Raw genomic sequence first — 17,314 nt, forward strand, 5'->3', positions numbered from 1 at the left:
GCCCATCCGCTCCTTGTCGAAGCCGATCCCTGACACCCCTGGCGGCGAGCCATCCCCGCCCTGGCGGGTTTTCCTCGTCATCCGTGAATACTCTTGGCAACTGCTGAATTGCGGACTACCATAATCACGAAACGATCAACTGGCAAACACGATAAGTGAGCCATTCGCGGTTCGTTCCGTTATTAAGATTCGCGGCATGAACACGCTTGGATCGCGCATCGCGCACTACAGAAAGCTGAAAGGACTCTCTCAGCAGGCCCTGGCCAACGAGTGCCAGTGGGAATCACAGTCCCGTATCGGCAATTACGAGCGGGATACCCGCGAACCCTCGTTCGAAGACCTCAAGCGAATTGCCAGGGTGCTGGAGGTAACACTCAACGACCTGCTCAATCCCGCCATGCAGATTGCCGAATCCAAGGATGGCCACTACGCCTCCGACGAGAAGATCAGCCCCCGCTCGCGCCAGGTGCTCGACCGCATCACCTTCGCCGCATGCCAGGGCCGGCTGGCCGAAAAGGACCTGATCCTGCTTGAACAGATCGCCCGTCGCCTGGAAAAGCCCGACGACTGATTCAGATCGATCCTTTTCACCAGGTACCTGTCTCAAGGACATGGGGAAGCTGATTTCCCACCCAGAGAGGTGCCGCCCATGCTTGCCAAAGTCGTGAAGATCGCCCTGCTGGCTGTCGTGCTCGCCAGCAATGGCGGCTGCATCATCCATCACTTCGACGACGACCATCACCGTGGAGGCTGGGACGATCGCGGCGACCATGACGACCACGACGACCGAGGCCGGGACCGGGACCGGGACGGACACGGCAAAGGCCACCGCTGAACCCCGACAAGCCCCTCACTCGAGGGGCTTTTCGTTGCCGCCGCCGGGTGTATAGTCGGACACCCCCGGCCCCTGCGAGCGGTCACCCATGGCGGCATCCTCCCCCGGCATGTCCCGACGCCAAGTGCTCAAGGCATTCGCCACGCTCGCCACCGCGCTGGCCACGGGAGATGCCCTGGCCACCCGGATCGATGTGACGCTGCGTCCGCGCAATCTCCACGCACGCATGCTCAACCGCGATCGCCACCTGCGCCTGGAGCGCCCGGCAGCCGGTGAAGTCGTCGCCTTCTGCTACTTCCGCAAGGGCAAGGGCTGGGACCTGGAAGGCTACCGCAAGGGCTGCCACATACTGCGCGACGTGAAGTACCGCTCCACGGTGAAGATCAACGTCAGGCTGCTCGACCTGCTGTTCCTGATCCAGGCCTGGCTGCGCATCAACCAGTTGCCCACCCGCATCATCGTCAACAGCGGCTACCGCACGCCGGCGCACAACGCCAGCCTGGAAGGCGCCGCGCGGCAGTCGCTGCACATCCGCGGGATGGCCGCCGACATCCGCATTCCCGGCGTCAGCGTCGACCGACTGGGCAAGCTGGTCCGGGCCATAGGCGCCGGAGGCGTGGGCTTCTACCCCTCGAAAGGCTTCATCCACGTCGACGTCGGCCGGGTCAGGACCTGGCACGTGGCCGAGATGTTCGAACCGGGCCAGGAAGAATGGGCGTTCGCCCTGCTGGACCGGGACGCCGACTTCGCCTGAGCTCAGTCGAAGTCCGCGCAATCCCCACAGACGAACTGACCACGCCGGTCCGTGCGCTCGGTCGTCTCGCCGCAGTAGTCGCACTCACCTTCCGCCCCATCCAGCGGATCGGCGTCTTCGTCGAACTCGTCGTCGAACTCGCCGTCCAGTTCGTCGTCGTTATCCAGCAGATGATCGTGTTCGGGTTCGTGAAGGTCGAGGTCGTCGTCCATCGGAGATCTGCCATGGCAGGAAGGAAAGGCCGCGGACTATAGCGCCGGTGCCGGTGAATCTCCATGGAAGGCACACCGGCCCCTGATGGAAGGCGCTGTGGCGCCATCCTGAAAATGTGAATCGTCTCAAGCCCTTACCGATGAAACCAGCGCGCATGACAAGATCAGCCTATGCTGATTTTGGCGAAGAAAAACACCCGAGCACTCGGTTACAATTCCGACGGGCTGTGTAGTCGAAATGGAACTCATAAGTGCGAAGGCTGCCTATGAGGCTGTCCGTTTTTTTCGAGCAGTTCAGGGAAAGAAGATGAATGTCACGCATTGGCTACTAGCCGCTGTATCCGCTGTTGCGCCAATGTCCGCGATGGCCCTGAGCGACCTGGGCAACCTGGAAGGATCGGCGGTAATCGCATCGGGGGAGATCGAGCCGATCACCTGCCCGCCCACCGGAAACCAGGACTGCCTCACCTGGCCCAGCGACATCTACCGCATGCCGACCCAGAACATCTGCTTCACCGCCGACGTGAACTGCGGCTACGGCTGCGAAGGCTTCATGGCCGAGAAGGACGGCAAGCGCGCGGTCTACGTCATCAACTCCGCGATCGGGCCACGTATCAGCAAGGCCGACACTGAAGCACTGGAATGCCCGGGCGAAGGACAACCCGTCACGACCTCCCGCGAACAAGAAGACCCCCTGTCGGATTTACAGCTTGAACAGTGATCGGGCGCCCATAGTGTAAATCCCCCATTACTGGTTCAACCTGCCGGAGGCCGCCATGAGCAGACGAGTCTTCCCAGGGCATTCAGCCTGGACCGAAGCCCGCTTGAACGGTGATCACGCCCTCGCTTTCATTGCTGTCCAGTCAACCGCGCTGGCGGCTGAACCCAAGCTGCACCAGGTCTATGATCGCGCCTACTTCGGCCTGCGCTCCGACGCGCTGGTGGCCGCCCAGGACGCCCTGGCCAAGCTGGTGCGCATCGATGAACACGGCATGCCCGTGTTCAGTTCGGTCGACTGTTGACGCGGGCGCTCCCTGGCCCTGAACTCGGAACCGACTCGCCCCGAAGGCAACAACGAAGAACCCGGCACATGGCCGGGTTCTTTGCGTTATGGCCAATCACTTCATCGAATTGGCGAAGGTATTCCACTCATCGGTGGCTTGCTGCGCCGCGGCCCGATGCTTGTGGACCGCGTCATTCTGCGCTTGCACGAAGGCCGAGATGCACTGGTGATAGGCATTGACGTCGCGGGTGAACTGTTCGCTCTCGGCCTCGTCCTTGAACTGGGCCGGAACATCGGGCTTGGAGCACGAGTGGCTCGGCTGAACCGAATCGGCGAGCGCGACGGGAGCAACCAGCAGAAGCAGCGCGAGAATCTTGGTCATTCTTTCCTCACAGTAGGCATCGGGACGGAGGATGCACCGCCACCGTAAAGACGACGCATTCTCCTCTACGAATTACCAGAACGCCACCGCAAAGCCAATCCGCCCCGCCCGCTCCCGCTGACTCACAGCCGAGCCCGCTCCGCCGCACAGGCCCCCGCGATCCGTCCCAGCACCGCGCCCGAGGTCAAGCCAGCCCCGCCGGCGTAATGCTGGAAGTAGAGATTGCCCACCAGCTCCCCGGCGGCGTACAGGCCCGGTATCGCCCGGTCTTCCTCGTCGAGCACCTGCGCATGGCTGTTCACCTTCAACCCGCCGAAGGTGAAGGTGATGCCGCAGGTCACCGCATAGGCCACGAACGGCGGGCGCTCCAGGGGATTGGCCCAGTTCGACTTGGGAATCGCCAGCCCCTCGGCGCTGCGACCATCGCGGATCGCCGGGTTGAAAGGCACCTCGCGCCGCACCGCCCCATTGAACTCCCGCAAGGTCTGCAGCAAGGCCGGGGCGTGCATGCCCTCCAGCTGGTGCGCCAGCGCTTCCAGGGTGTCGGCCTGCACCCGTGATACCTGGCGACCCCGGTATTCATCCGGCAACAGGTCGTGACTGTGCTGGTCGAACAACTGCCAGGCGACGCCGCCCGGCTGCTGCAACACCTTGGCGCCCATGGCCGAATAGGTGTAGTTGCGGAAGTCCCGGCCTTCGTCGACGAAACGCTTGCCCTCGGCGTTCACCACCACGCCGAGGTGGAAGTAGTTCTTCTGCTGGTTCAAGCGGTCCAGGTCGCCCAACTCGGGGGCATTGGCGTCGTAGAACACCGCGTGGCAGCCGGACCAGTTGCCGTAAGGCACCGCGCCGACGTCCATGGCCAGGCGGATGCCGTCGCCGGTGTTGTAGCGGGTGCCGCGCACCTTCGCCAGGTCCCAGCCCGGCCCCAGGTACTGGGTGCGCCAAGCACGGTTGGCGTGGAAGCCGCCGGTGGCGAGGACGACGCTGGAGGCTTCGAAACGCCGACCATCCAGGCAGTGCACTGTCCAACCGTCGTCCCGCCGCTCCAGGCGCTGCGCGCGGCAGTGGTAATGCAGGCTGACCCCGGCCCGCTCGGCGTGTTGCAGCAGGCCCTGCACCAGGCCCAGGCCGCCGCCGGACACCTCGATGGTCAGCCCGCCCCAGAAGCGGTACTTGCCCTCCACCTTGAAGGCCTGACGGCCATAGATGGGCATGAAGCGCACGCCCTTGCCGGTCATCCAGCGCAACGTGGGCAGGCTCTGGGACACCACGGTATCCAGCACATCGGGGTCGGCGCGGTACTGGCTCAGGGCCGCCAGCTCCCCATAGAAATCGTCGCCGCTGTACTGGCCGAAATCGCAGGCCTCGACCTCGCTGTCCAGCAGGTCCGGCATCAGCAGGCGCAGGTCGTCCACGCCGTCGTAGGCGACGCGGAAGGCGCCGCCGGTGTGGGCCGAATTGCCGCCGCGGAACTGCTCGGGCGCACGTTCCAGCAGCGCCACCCGGGCGCCCTGCTCACTGGCGGAAATGGCTGCGCACAGTCCGGCGTTGCCGCTACCCAGGACGATGACGTCATAGCGTTCCATGGTTACTCCTCATGGAAGGCCGACTGCTGGACGCGGCCGGCGGTCTGATCGGTGTCGAAAAAGGCCGGAAGGCGCAGCAGGCGGTCGCCGGAGAAGGCGCCGACATACAGGTCCGCCCCCACCTGGACGGCCACCGACGCGCCGAAGAGCACGGCGTCCGGCGCGCTGTAGATGAGCTTCACGTCGCCCTGCTGCGGGTCCAGCGCGGCCACACGGGTGGCGACGCGGCAGAATTCGTCCTTGCCCAGGAAGCACGCACGGAAGGTCCCGGCATCGGGAATGCCGGCGGCCAGCAACTGGCCGTCGGCGCTCCAGCTGAGGTTGTCCGGCATGAACGGCAGGGTCACGGAACGGCGGTAGTCCTGGCGGGCCAGGTCGTAGCGGCGCAACTGGCGGCCCGTCCAGGCCGCGACCCAGACGCCCTGCCCGTCGGGCTCGAGCTGGATGCCGTTGGGAAACGCCGTCTCGCTGCGGGGCAAGCGCTCCAGGACTCCGCCAGGCAGCCAGCGCATCAGGTAGCCGGTGTCCCGGCCATCGAGCATCCGCTCCAGCCGGGGATCGGCGCCCATCGCCGCGTGCTCGAACATCACCGTGGCGACGAAGCCGCCGTCGCGGGTGCCCACCACATCGTTGAACACACCGCCCGTGGAGTTCTCCACGCAACCCCGCCAGAGCATCCGCCAGCCCTGCTCCGTCTGCCTGGGCTCGAAGAACTCGATGGATTCGCGCCCTTCATGGTTGACCACCAGCAATTGCTCGCGACCGTCCGCGCGCCGCGACAGGTGGATGCCATGGGCGCCCGGCGCCTGCGCAGGTGCGGCACAACCGGCGGCGCCCCAGCCGGGCTCGCGGGCCACATCGATGGCCAGTTCGGCCACCTTCGCCGAGTCGATCGCCATCACCCGCAGGCGGCTCTGGTGCACGCCGGACAGCCCCGGCGTGGTGCCGAGGAACAGATGCGCGCCATCGCTGGCGAGCTCCATGTCCTCGGCGGGCGCGTCACCGCACAGCAGTTGCCCCGCCTCGGGTGTTGGACAGGCTGTTTCGGCCCCGTCGACCTGCGCCTGGGCGGTGCCCGACAGCCCCAGCGCAAATGCCAGGGACAAGGGGGTGATGGCGGTCAAGCGGGTGCGCGGGACCGGCCAGGAGGCACGAGTGGCCTGGCTCATCTGGACTCCTTGGAGGAAATGCAGCAGCGGATCGGCAAGGGGACGCAACGCGCGCCCCCGGCTCAGGGGTGCGGGACTCAGTGCTTGAGGAAATCGATCACCAGGCGGTTGAAGGCATCGGCGTGCTCCCACTGCGCCCAGTGGCCGCACTGGCTGAACACGTGGAGGCGCGAGTTGGGAATACCGTTGAGCAGCTTCAGGCTCCAGTCGATCGGCACGAAGCGGTCGTCGCGGCCCCAGGTGACCAGGGTCGGCGCCTGGATGCCCGGCAGGTCGGCGGAGAAATCGCCCATCTGGAACTTGCTGAGGTCGGTGCTCTTGAGGAAGTTCTCCAGGTGCTGCGGGTTGGCCAGGATGCTCTGGTGGCGCAGGCCGATCAGCTCTTCGGTCAGCGCGCTGGAGTCGTAGACGAAGACGTCGAGCATCTTCTTCAGGTTCTCCAGGGTCGGGTCGCGGTAGACGCCGAACAGCAGCTTGATGCCCTCCATCGGCAGCGGCGTGAACAGGCTGGTACGGCCCACGCCGCCGGAGCCCATGAGGATCATCTTGCCCAGGCGTTCCGGCGTCGCCACGGCGAAGCCCAGCGCGCTGCCGCCGCCCATGGAGTTGCCGACCAGGTGGGCCTTGTCGATGGCCAGTTCATCCATCAGCGCCTTGACCGCGCGGGCATTGACCACGAAACGCGGCTCGGCGGTCACCAGCGGGTCGGACTTGCCAAAGCCGGGGCAATCGATCAGCAGGACGCGGTAACCAGCCTCGACGAAGGCATCGACGTTGCGGTGGAAGTTGGCCCAACCGGTGGCGCCGGCACCGGAGCCGTGGATCATGATCACGGCCTCGCCTTCGCCGGCGTCGTTGTAGTGCAAGCGCCATTCGGGGGTCTGAACGAAGTGGCTGGTGGATGCTTCGGTGAACTTGCTCATGGGATCGTCCTAGTCAGGGTTGCGGGGGAATGACGCGTCAGCCGCGCGAGCGGACCCGGGGATTGGGCAACTCGGTACGGCCAGGGGAGGAATTGGGGAATGAGGGGCGACAGGCGGCGGCGCGTGGCGTAGGCATGGGGATGTCCTGATTCTTGTTATGCAGGGCGACGTGGTCGCCAGCCCCTTTCCTCCCTAGGAGCAACCGCTGTGCCAGCTGCCCGCCCTTCCCCAAAAAGACTAGGAATGTTGTTTTATTTCAAACAGATACAGATCAAGCGCAGCGACCATCCCAGGCCTGGGCCGCTTGCCGGAGCTGGGCGTCATTCAGAACTTTCGAAGTCTTCATGAAATTCCGCACGAAAAGTCTGAAGTGGCGAGTGCGCGCTCTGAACGCCACGCAGCTCATTCATGGAGCCCTGCGATCGAGCTCAAAAGGTTGTTCGAAGAACGCAGGGGAAGACCTGTCCACTCGGGACTGGCTCCCTGCCATGAGATACCACCCTCTCCCCCAGCCCCTCTCCCGAAGGGAGAGGGGTGACGCGCGCCGGATGGTGCGAAGCAATCCTGTTGCTCATACCGGGCTGAAACGAAGCAGAGGAGTTGACGCCGCGCAATGCGCCCCTTCAGGAGGCCGAGTGGAATCCTTGTGGAGGGGGACGAGCGGCATGGATGCCGAGAGAGCCGCGCAGGGCCATGGATGGCCCTTCGCGGCGGCCCCCGGAGCAAGGATGTAGCGAGGGGAGTTTGGCGAAGCCAAACCCGGATGCAGGGGCAAGCCCTTTGCTTCCTTTGGGGCGACTGCCAAAGGGAGTCGCCCGGGAAGGCGAAACAGAAACCAACAGCCCGCTCGGAATCAAGCTGGGCACATAAGCCAGGTATGGCGCCGATGGTGGATGGAGAAAGCGCCATCCACCCTACAGGGGCCTCAGGCGCGACGCGCCAGCAGGTCCAGGGCCACGTCGACGATCATGTCTTCCTGGCCACCAACCATCCGCCGCTTACCCAGCTCCACCAGGATGTCGAGGGTCTTCAGCCCGTACTTCTCGGCCGCCACTTCGGCGTGGCGCAGGAAGCTCGAATACACCCCCGCATAACCCAGGCCCAAGGTCTCGCGGTCGACCCGCACCGGGCGGTCCTGCAGCGGCCGCACCAGGTCGTCGGCGGCGTCCATCAGGCGGTAGAGGTCGGTGCCGTGGTTCCAGCCCAGGCGTTCGGCGGCGGCGATGAACACCTCCAGCGGCGCATTACCGGCACCCGCGCCCATGCCGGCGAGGCTGGCGTCGATACGGTCGCAGCCCTCCTCCACCGCGACCAGGGAGTTGGCCACGCCGAGGCTGAGGTTGTGGTGGGCGTGCATGCCGGTCTGGGTTTCCGGTTTCAGCACGGCCTTGAAGGCACGCATGCGCTCGCGGATGTCCTGCATATTCATGGCGCCGCCGGAGTCGGCCATGTAGATGCACTGGGCGCCATAGTTTTCCATCAGCTTGCCCTGGGCGGCCAGCTCTTCGGCCGGGATCATGTGGCTCATCATCAGGAAGCCCACGGTGTCCATGCCGAGGCTGCGGGCGTATTCGATGTGCTGCCTGGACACATCCGCCTCGGTGCAGTGGGTGGCCACCCGCACGCTGCGAGCGCCGGCATCAAAGGCGGCTTTCAGGTCGTGCACTGTGCCGATGCCGGGCAACAGCAGCACGGTGAGGCGCGCGTGCTGGATCACGTCGGCGGCGGCTTCGATCCACTCCAGATCCGTGTGGGCGCCGAAGCCGTAGTTGAAGGACGAGCCTTGCAGGCCGTCGCCGTGAGTGACTTCGATGGCGTCCACCTTGGCCGCATCCAGGGCGCGGGCGATGGCCTGCACCTGGTCGATCGAATACTGGTGGCGGATGGCGTGGCTGCCGTCCCGCAGGGTGACGTCGGAGATATAGAGTTTCTTGCTCATGCCGAAGCCCCCATTGCTTGCGCCATGCGCTCGGCGGTGGCCAGCGCGGCGGAGGTCATGATGTCGAGGTTGCCGGCGTAGCTCGGCAGGTAGTGGGCGGCGCCCTCCACCTCGAGGAAGATCGAGGTCTTCAGCCCGGAGAAGCGGCCGTGACCAGGGATATTCAGGTCCTGCACTTCGTCGAACTGCACCCGCTGCTTCAGGCGGTAACCCGGCACATAGGCCTGCACGGCGGCGGCCATTTCTTCCACGCTGGCCTCCACTTTGGCCTGGTCCACCGCTTCGCTGAGCACGAACACCGTGTCGCGCATCATCAGCGGCGGCTCGGCCGGGTTCATGATGATGATCGCCTTGCCCTTGGCCGCCCCGCCGATCACTTCGATGGCCTTGGAGGTGGTCTCGGTGAACTCGTCGATATTGGCGCGGGTGCCGGGGCCGGCCGACTTCGACGCGATGGAAGCGATGATCTCGGCGTAGTGCACCTTGGCCACGCGGGACACGGCGGCCACCATCGGGATGGTCGCTTGGCCACCGCAGGTGACCATGTTGACGTTGAGTTGCTGGAGGTTCTGCTCCAGGTTCACCACCGGCACGCAATAGGGGCCGATGGCCGCCGGGGTCAGGTCGATCAGGCGGATGCCCGGCTTCACGCGGCGCAGCAGGGCGTCGTTCTGCACGTGGGCGGAGGCCGATGTGGCGTCGAAGACGAAGTCGATGTCCTGGAACACCGGCAGGCGGGTCAGGCCTTCCACTCCTTCATGGGTGGTGGCCACGCCCAGACGCGCGGCGCGGGCCAGGCCGTCGGAGGTCGGGTCGATGCCGACCATGGCGCCCATTTCCAGGTGCTTGGCGTTACGCAGCACCTTGATCATCAGGTCGGTGCCGATGTTGCCGGAACCGACGATGGCGACTTTCAGCTTTCTACTCATGCACGTGCTCCAGGGCGGCGGGCATCCCTGCCCGCCGGGGTCTCAGGAAGCCTGCTCTAGCGCCGTGGGGCGCGCGGCGGCGGACTTCCTTTCCAGTTGGTTGTAAACGATCCAGGTCAGCAGCACGCCGCTGATCATCACGGCGGAGAGGAAGTACAGGCCGGAGGACAGGGTGCCGGTGTACTCCTTGAGCGCGCCGATCCCGAACGGGCCGATGTAGCCGCCCAGGTTGCCGAAGGAGTTGATCAGGGCGATGCCCGCCGCGGCGCTGGCGCCGGTGAGGATGCGGCCCGGCAGCACCCAGAAGATGGCGGTGACCGAGAACAGGCTGAACGCGGTCAGGCACAGGGCCATCAGCTGCAACAGCGGCGCACCCAGCCAGGCGCTCAGGAACAGGCCAGCGGAACCCAGGATGTAGAGCACCGTCAGGTGGCCGTAGCGGTCGTTCATGCGGTCCGAGCTGCGCGGCACGATCAGCAGGCCGATCACCCCGAAGATGTACGGAACGGCAGAGATGAACCCGGTGGTCAGGTCGCTGCCGCCGAACTGGTGCACCAGGGTCGGCAGCCACAGGCCCAGGCCATAGGTGCTGAGGGTGCTCGGCAGGTACAGCAAGGCCAGCAGCAGCACGCGGCGATCGGTCAGGGCGCGCAGCGGGTTGGTGTGCTCGGTCTGGCCGTATTCCTTGCGGTCGCGGTCCAGTTCGGCCAGCAGCCATTGACGGTCGGGTTCGCTGAGCCAGCGGGCGTCCTTCGGCGTGTCCGGCAGGATGCGCAGGGTCGGCCAGGCCAGCAGGATGGCCGGCACACCGATGACAATGAACAGCCATTGCCAACCGGCGAGCCCGGCGATGCCGTTCATGCCCAGCAGCGCGCCCGCCAGGGGGCCGGTGATCATCAGGGCGATGGGCTGGGAGAGGATGAAGAAGCCGAGCACCTTGCCGCGATGGCGCACCGGGTACCAGCGGGTGATGTAGTAGAGCACCCCGGGGAAGAAGCCCGCCTCGGCCGCCCCCAGCAGGAAGCGCATGGCGTAGAAGCTGTAGGCCCCCTGCACCAGGGCCATGCCCACGGTAATCGCGCCCCAGGTGATGAGGATGCGGGCGAACCAGCGCCGCGCGCCGTAGCGCTCGAGCAGCAGGTTGCTGGGGACTTCGAAGATGAAATAGCCGATGAAGAACAGGCCGGCGCCGAATCCGTAAGCCATGTCGCTGATGCCGATGTCGGCATTCATGTGCAACTTGGCGAAGCCCACGGCGGAGCGGTCGATGAAGGCGACGAGGTAAAGCAGGATCAGGAAGGGAATCAACCTGAGCGTGAGCGTACGAATGATCCGAGCTTCCGGATTCATGGCGGTTCTCCAGCTTGTTGTTTTTATGGGTCGGTTGGCTTGGTCCGGCGGGCAGATGCAGGCTCCCGTCTCGGCCAAGTGAGGGAGACAATATAGTAATACTTTTTATCGATCAACTATTTCAAAAGTCGTTTTTAAGCGGTAGATTCAGCGGCGTCTCCACCAAATAGTCATACAATAAGAGTGACCGCGCCATGACTGAGAAGAAAACCCCGCTCCGCTCCGCCCAGTGGTTCGGCACTGCCGACAAGAACGGCTTCATGTACCGCAGCTGGATGAAGAACCAGGGCATCCCGGACCACGAATTCCAGGGCAAGCCTATCATCGGCATCTGCAACACCTGGTCCGAGCTGACGCCGTGCAACGCCCACTTCCGCAAGATCGCCGAGCACGTGAAGAAAGGCGTGCTGGAAGCCGGCGGTTTCCCGGTGGAGTTCCCGGTCTTCTCCAGTGGCGAGTCCAACCTGCGCCCCACCGCAATGCTCACCCGCAACCTGGCGAGCATGGACGTGGAAGAAGCCATTCGCGGCAACCCGGTGGACGCCGTGGTGCTGCTCACCGGCTGCGACAAGACCACCCCGGCCCTGCTGATGGGCGCGGCCAGCTGCGACGTGCCGGCCATAGTCGTCACCGGCGGGCCGATGCTCAACGGCAAGCACAAGGGCAAGGACATCGGCTCCGGCACCGTGGTCTGGCAGATGCACGAAGCCTACAAGGGCGGCCAGATCAGCCTGGATGAATTCCTCTCCGCCGAGGCCGGCATGTCCCGCTCGGCCGGCACCTGCAACACCATGGGCACCGCCTCCACCATGGCCTGCATGGCCGAGGCGCTGGGCACCTCCCTGCCCCACAACGCGGCCATCCCGGCGGTGGATTCGCGGCGCTACGTGCTCGCCCACCTGTCCGGCATGCGCATCGTCGACATGGTCCACGAAGACCTGCGCCTGTCGAAGATCCTCACCCGCGAAGCCTTCGAGAACGCCATCAAGGTCAACGCCGCCATCGGCGGTTCCACCAACGCCGTGATCCACCTCAAGGCCATCGCCGGGCGCATCGGCGTCGAGCTGGACCTGGAAGACTGGACCCGCGTCGGCAAGGGCACCCCGACCCTGGTCGACCTGCAGCCCTCCGGCCGCTTCCTGATGGAAGACTTCTACTACGCCGGCGGCCTGCCCGCGGTGATCCGCCGCCTGGGCGAAGCCGGCCTGCTGCCCAACCCCGAGGCCCTGACCGCCAACGGCAAGAGCCTCTGGAGCAACTGCCAGGCATCGCCGCAGTACAACGACGAGGTGATCCGCCCCCTGGACAAGCCCCTGGTGGACGACGGCGGCCTGTGCATCCTGCGCGGCAACCTGTCGCCCCGTGGCGCGGTGCTCAAACCCTCCGCCGCCACCCCGGAACTGATGCAGCACCGTGGCCGCGCCGTGGTCTTCGAGAACTTCGACGACTACAAGGCGCGCATCGCCGACCCGGACCTGGACGTGGACGAAACCTGCGTACTGGTGCTGAAGAACGCCGGGCCCAAGGGTTATCCGGGCATGGCCGAGGTGGGCAACATGGGCCTGCCGCCCAAGGTGCTGGCCAAGGGCATCAGCGACATGGTGCGCATCTCCGACGCGCGCATGAGCGGCACCGCCTACGGCACCGTGGTGCTCCACGTCGCACCGGAAGCGGCGGCCGGCGGCCCCCTGGCGGCGGTGCGCAATGGAGACTTTATAGAACTGGACTGCGCCAACGGCCGCCTGCACCTGGACATCAGCGACGAGGAACTGGCCGGGCGCCTGGCCGACCTCAAGCCGGACACCAGCGCGAAGATCTTCGACAGCGGCTACGCCCGTCTCTACGTGGACCACGTGATGCAGGCGGACCAGGGCTGCGACTTCGACTTCCTGGTCGGTTGCCGCGGCTCGGCCGTTCCGCGCCACTCGCACTGACGCACCCGGGCGCCGGTTGCCCCGGCGCTCCTGTCACGCGCCTCTCCGGATTCGGCAAGGGAGCGATGCTATGATGCGCGGCATCATTTCGGACCTGCGCTTCTCCCATGGATTACCAGACACCCAAGCCCCGCAAGAGCATGCACGCCCGCATCGTCCAGGAACTGGGCATGCACATCGTTTCCGGCCGCTTCAAGCCCGAGGAGAAGCTGCCCCCGGAAGCGACGCTCTGCGAGGAATACAAGGTCAGCCGGCCGGTACTGCGCGAGGCCACGCGCGTGCTCACCGCCAAGGGCCTGGTGTACTCCAGGCCCCGCGTGGGCACCGTGGTGCGTCCGCGCAACGAATGGCACCTGCTGGACCCGGACGTCCTCTTCTGGCTGGTGCAGAGCACCCCGCAGACCCAGTTCTTCAACACCCTGGTGGGCGTGCGCCGCATCCTCGAACCGGAGATCGCCGCCCTCGCGGCGACCACCGCGACCGACGCGGACATCGCCGCCATCGAGGACGCCTACCAGCGCATGGAAGCCGCCCAGACCCGCGAGCAGATGCTGCAACCGGACCTGGACTTCCACCGCGCCATTGCCGAAGCCACCCACAACGACCTGCTTGCCTACATGTGCAACATGCTCTCGTTGCCCCTGCGCGAGTCGATCACCGTCACCAACCTGCGCCCCAATACCCAGCAGCTCAGCCTGCCACGCCACAAGGCGATCCTCACCGCGATCAAGAATCGCGACGCCCTGGGCGCCCGGCACGCCTCCCTGGTGCAGCTGGACGATACCCGCGTAGCCCTCGATACCGTGATGAACGAACTGACGCCGCTCTAGCCGGCGGCGCAGCGGTCGCGGGCTACCCTCATCCCCTAGCAAGGAGCCCGTGATGACCCAAGCCCCCTCCCCGCGCCAACGCCAGCCGCTGCCCCAGGACCTGGCCGGCGCCCTCGCCGCCCTGCTCGGCGAGCGTTTCAGCACCGCCGCGGCGGTCTGCGAACACCATGGCCGCGACGAATCCCTCTACGACCCGGTGGCGCCGGATGCCGTGGTCTTCGCCCGCAGCCAGGACGAGATCAGCGCCATCCTCCGCCTCTGCCACCAGCACCGGGTGCCGGTGATCCCCTACGGCAGCGGCTCCTCCCTGGAAGGCCACCTGCTGGCCGTGCAGGGCGGCATCAGCCTCGACGTCTCGCAGATGGACCAGGTGCTGGAGTTCCGCCCCGAAGACCTCAGCATCACCGTGCAGCCCGGCATCACCCGCAAGGCGCTAAACGAATACCTGCGCGCCAGCGGCCTGTTCTTCCCAATCGACCCGGGCGCCGACGCCAGCCTCGGCGGCATGTGCGCCACCCGGGCCTCGGGCACCAACGCCGTGCGCTACGGCACCATGCGCGAGAACGTGCTGGGCCTCACCGCCGTGCTGGCCGACGGCCGCGTGCTGCCCACCGGCTCCAGGGCGAAGAAATCCTCCGCCGGCTACGACCTGGCGCGGCTGTTCATCGGCAGCGAAGGCACCCTGGGCGTGATCAGCGAAATCACCCTCAAGCTGCACCCGCAGCCAGAAGCCATCTCCGCCGCCGTATGCAGCTTCGCCAGCGTCGACGAGGCGGTGCGCACGGTGATCGAGACCATCCAGATGGGCGTTCCCGTGGCCCGTGCCGAACTGGTGGACGCCCTGGCCATCGGCGCGTTGAACCGCCACTTCAAGCTCAGCCTGAACGAAGCCCCCACCCTCTTCCTGGAATTCCACGGCAACGCCAGCAGCGTCGCCGAGCAGGCGGAAACCGTGCAGGGCCTGGCCGCTGGCAATGGCGGCAGCGGCTTCCAGTGGGCCACCCAGCAGGAGGAACGCAACCGCCTGTGGAGCGCCCGGCACAACGCCCTGTTCGCCTTCCTCCAGCTCAAGCCCGGCTGCCGCGCCTCAAGCACCGATGTCTGCGTGCCGCTGTCCAGGCTCGCCGAATGCGTCGCCGGCACCGAGCAGGACCTGCGCCAGTCCAGCATCCCGGCACCGATCTTCGGCCATGTGGGCGACGGCAACTTCCACGTCTGCCTGCTGCTGGACCCGGACAACCCGGCCGAAGTGGAAGAAGCCGAACGGCTCAACCGCGCCATCGTCCAGCGCGCCCTGGCCGTCGGCGGCACCTGCACCGGCGAGCACGGCGTGGGCCTGCACAAGATGGACTTCCTGCTGGAAGAACACGGCTTGGTTGCCATCGACACCATGCGCGCCATCAAGCAGGCCCTGGACCCGCTGAACCTGATGAACCCCGGCAAGATCTTCCGCTGAATACCGCCGCACGCCCGCCAAGGGCGTGCACTCCCCCTTTGCCAATGTTGACCGACCGTTCAGCTCGTCGGCCCACCCCGCCCCTGTCATGAAATGAAAATCCGCTGTCGCGGGATGAGAGGCGACCGGCCCGGTTGCGCCCTTAGAGTCGGCGCCAACCACCGCAGGCCGGGCCCCGCCCGGAAACACGAGAGCCTCCATGAGCAGATCCACCCCCACGAGCCAGACCGCCACCACCACCAAGCGCCCCCCGGCCACCGGCCGGAAGCGTCGCGCTCGCAAGGATGGCGATCTCCCGGAAAACACCTATCAGCACGAGCTGATCGGCACGGCAAGCAACCAGACCCTGGCCGGCAACCCGCTGGTGAGCGTGCGCGCGGCGGACCTGGCCGGCTCGGCCGGCTACCTGCTGAAAGCCCTGGGCAAGTCGCCGCTCAAGGCCGGCGCCCACCTGGGCGGCTACCTGAAGGAGCTGCGCGCCATCGTCGGCGGCAACTCCAGCGTTGCGCCGGACCCGAAGGACAAGCGCTTCGCCGATCCGGCCTGGCAATCCAACGCCTTCCTGCGCGCACTGCTGCAGAGCTACCTGGCCGGGCAAAGCGAGTTGAACCGCTTCATCGAATCCACCAACCTGGCCCCGCTGGAAAAGAGCCGCGCCCAGTTCGTCGCCGCGTTGCTGGCCGACGCGCTGGCCCCGAGCAACTCGCCGCTGACCAATCCGGCGGCGCTGCGCAAGCTGGTGGACACCGGCGGCATGAGCCTGGCCAGGGGCATCCGCCAGTTCGGCCGGGATGTGCTGGACAACCGGGGGCTGCCGGCGCAAGTGGACAGCACGCCGTTCAAGGTCGGGGAAAACATCGCCACGGCCAAGGGCGAGGTGGTGTTCCGCAACGAGATGTTCGAGCTGCTGCAGTTCGCGCCCACCACCGAAAACGTCTACGCCCGGCCCCTGGTGATGTCGCCGCCGCAGATCAACAAGTACTACGCCATCGACCTGTCGCCTGAGAAAAGCCTGATCCAGTGGATCCAGGACAGTGGCGTGAACCTCTTCGTCATCAGCTGGCGCAACCCCACCAGCGAGCACCGCGACTGGGGCCTGTCCGACTACGCGCTGTGCCTCGACCAGGCCGTGAACGTGGCGCGCCGCATCACCGGCAGCCCCGACGTGAACATGTGGGGTTCCTGCTCGGGCGGCATCACCCTGGCGGCCTACCTGGGCTGGCTGGCGGCCCGTGGCGAAGGCCACAAGGTGGCCAACACCAGCTGGGCGGTGTGCGTGCTGGACATGCCGTCGGCACTGGACGACACCACCCTCGGCCTGTTCACCACCCCGGCCGCCCTGCGCGCGGCCAAGGCCAGCTCGCGGCGCAAGGGCGTGCTGAGCGGCCAGGACATGGCGCGCATGTTCGCCTGGATGCGGCCCAACGACCTGATCTGGAACTACTGGGTCAACAACTACCTGCTGGGCAACAAGCCGCCGGCCTTCGACATCCTCGCCTGGAACAACGACACCACGCGCCTGCCGGCCCAGCTCCACGCGGACTACCTCGACCTGGTCCAGCAGAACCCCTACAGCAACCCGGGCACCCTGGAGATCGCCGGCGAGTCCATCGACATGACCCGGGTGAAGGTGGGCGCCTATGTGGTGGGCGGCACCACCGACCACATCACCCCCTGGCAGGGCTGCTACGGCACCGCCCGGCTGTTTGGCGACGACGCGACCTACGTGCTGTCCAACGCCGGCCACCTGCAGAGCCTGGTGAACCCGCCGGGCAACCCCAAGTCGTTCTACTACGCGGCACCCGCCGCCGCCGAGAACCCGGAAACCTGGCTGCAGAACGCCGGTGAGCGCCAGCAAGGCAGCTGGTGGCCCCATTGGCGCGAATGGATCGGCCAGCGCTCGGGCGACAGCCTGCCGGCGCCGAAGAAGCTGGGTTCGCGCAAGTACCCGCCCCTCTGCCCCGCGCCCGGCACCTACGTCATGGAGCGTTAAGGCGCCCGTGCCTCAA

The 17,314-nt window shown here is 66.2% G+C and carries 17 protein-coding genes; 9 read left to right on the forward strand and 8 right to left on the reverse strand.

The window, feature by feature from the left end:
• Positions 1–196 precede the first annotated feature (196 nt).
• The 3 genes from PCA10_RS16685 to PCA10_RS16695 all read left to right on the forward strand — a co-directional run bounded on the left by PCA10_RS16685 (position 197) and on the right by PCA10_RS16695 (position 1,589).
• Positions 197–571, forward strand: coding sequence for a helix-turn-helix domain-containing protein (locus PCA10_RS16685; protein ID WP_016493241.1), 375 nt, complete (start codon positions 197–199; stop codon positions 569–571).
• A 78-nt stretch (positions 572–649) separates the two neighbouring features.
• A complete protein-coding gene (locus tag PCA10_RS16690; RefSeq protein ID WP_016493242.1) occupies positions 650–835 on the forward strand; it encodes a hypothetical protein in 186 nt (61 codons plus the stop codon).
• Between the two features lie 109 nt (positions 836–944).
• A complete protein-coding gene (locus PCA10_RS16695) occupies positions 945–1,589 on the forward strand; it encodes a YcbK family protein (RefSeq protein WP_231866594.1) in 645 nt (214 codons plus the stop codon).
• A gap of 2 nt (positions 1,590–1,591) precedes the next feature.
• On the opposite strand, the gene PCA10_RS16700 is transcribed toward PCA10_RS16695, so the two are convergent.
• On the reverse strand, positions 1,592–1,801 hold the full coding sequence (locus PCA10_RS16700) for a hypothetical protein (RefSeq protein ID WP_016493244.1): 210 nt from the start codon (positions 1,799–1,801) through the stop codon (positions 1,592–1,594).
• A 307-nt stretch (positions 1,802–2,108) separates the two neighbouring features.
• Here PCA10_RS16700 and PCA10_RS16705 point away from each other — a divergent pair, with 307 nt between their 5' ends.
• Together PCA10_RS16705 and PCA10_RS16710 are read left to right on the forward strand one after the other, a co-directional pair.
• Entirely contained in the window at positions 2,109–2,522 is a 414-nt protein-coding gene (locus PCA10_RS16705; RefSeq protein WP_144276982.1) for a hypothetical protein, read from the forward strand.
• A 55-nt stretch (positions 2,523–2,577) separates the two neighbouring features.
• A complete protein-coding gene (locus PCA10_RS16710) occupies positions 2,578–2,823 on the forward strand; it encodes a hypothetical protein (RefSeq protein WP_016493246.1) in 246 nt (81 codons plus the stop codon).
• 96 nt (positions 2,824–2,919) lie between these two features.
• On the opposite strand, the gene PCA10_RS16715 is transcribed toward PCA10_RS16710, so the two are convergent.
• The 7 genes from PCA10_RS16715 to PCA10_RS16745 all read right to left on the reverse strand — a co-directional run bounded on the left by PCA10_RS16715 (position 2,920) and on the right by PCA10_RS16745 (position 11,085).
• Positions 2,920–3,186, reverse strand: a complete 267-nt coding sequence (locus PCA10_RS16715; protein WP_016493247.1) for a hypothetical protein — start codon at positions 3,184–3,186, stop codon at positions 2,920–2,922.
• A gap of 122 nt (positions 3,187–3,308) precedes the next feature.
• Positions 3,309–4,775, reverse strand: coding sequence for an FAD-dependent tricarballylate dehydrogenase TcuA (gene tcuA / locus PCA10_RS16720; protein ID WP_016493248.1), 1,467 nt, complete (start codon positions 4,773–4,775; stop codon positions 3,309–3,311).
• Between the two features lie 2 nt (positions 4,776–4,777).
• Positions 4,778–5,944, reverse strand: coding sequence for an SMP-30/gluconolactonase/LRE family protein (locus tag PCA10_RS16725; protein WP_016493249.1), 1,167 nt, complete (start codon positions 5,942–5,944; stop codon positions 4,778–4,780).
• A 77-nt stretch (positions 5,945–6,021) separates the two neighbouring features.
• Positions 6,022–6,867: an alpha/beta fold hydrolase gene (locus PCA10_RS16730; RefSeq protein WP_016493250.1), complete on the reverse strand. Its 846-nt coding sequence runs from the start codon at positions 6,865–6,867 to the stop codon at positions 6,022–6,024.
• Positions 6,868–7,792: 925 nt separating this feature from the next.
• Entirely contained in the window at positions 7,793–8,806 is a 1,014-nt protein-coding gene (gene dmpG, locus PCA10_RS16735) for a 4-hydroxy-2-oxovalerate aldolase (RefSeq protein WP_016493251.1), read from the reverse strand.
• The gene (locus tag PCA10_RS16740; protein WP_016493252.1) at positions 8,803–9,735 is read right to left on the reverse strand and encodes an acetaldehyde dehydrogenase (acetylating); all 933 of its coding nucleotides are present in this window, start codon (positions 9,733–9,735) and stop codon (positions 8,803–8,805) included. The genes dmpG and PCA10_RS16740 overlap by 4 nt, the downstream gene beginning before the upstream one ends.
• Before the next feature lie 42 nt (positions 9,736–9,777).
• Positions 9,778–11,085 (reverse strand): MFS transporter, encoded by a 1,308-nt coding sequence (locus PCA10_RS16745; protein ID WP_016493253.1) that lies wholly within the window; start codon positions 11,083–11,085, stop codon positions 9,778–9,780.
• Positions 11,086–11,279: 194 nt separating this feature from the next.
• On the opposite strand from PCA10_RS16745, the gene PCA10_RS16750 reads away from it, so the two are divergent.
• The 4 genes from PCA10_RS16750 (at position 11,280) to PCA10_RS16765 (ending at position 17,298) form a co-directional block, all read left to right on the forward strand.
• On the forward strand, positions 11,280–13,019 hold the full coding sequence (locus tag PCA10_RS16750; protein WP_016493254.1) for an IlvD/Edd family dehydratase: 1,740 nt from the start codon (positions 11,280–11,282) through the stop codon (positions 13,017–13,019).
• Between the two features lie 107 nt (positions 13,020–13,126).
• Positions 13,127–13,849 (forward strand): FadR/GntR family transcriptional regulator, encoded by a 723-nt coding sequence (locus PCA10_RS16755; protein WP_016493255.1) that lies wholly within the window; start codon positions 13,127–13,129, stop codon positions 13,847–13,849.
• A gap of 52 nt (positions 13,850–13,901) precedes the next feature.
• Complete coding sequence (locus PCA10_RS16760; RefSeq protein WP_016493256.1) at positions 13,902–15,305, forward strand: FAD-binding oxidoreductase; 1,404 nt, start codon at positions 13,902–13,904, stop codon at positions 15,303–15,305.
• A gap of 199 nt (positions 15,306–15,504) precedes the next feature.
• Complete coding sequence (locus tag PCA10_RS16765; protein ID WP_016493257.1) at positions 15,505–17,298, forward strand: alpha/beta fold hydrolase; 1,794 nt, start codon at positions 15,505–15,507, stop codon at positions 17,296–17,298.
• The last annotated feature ends 16 nt before the right edge of the window (positions 17,299–17,314 follow it).

It is taken from the genome of Pseudomonas resinovorans NBRC 106553 (assembly GCF_000412695.1).
In the GTDB taxonomy this organism is placed as follows: Bacteria; Pseudomonadota; Gammaproteobacteria; order Pseudomonadales; family Pseudomonadaceae; genus Metapseudomonas; species Metapseudomonas resinovorans_A.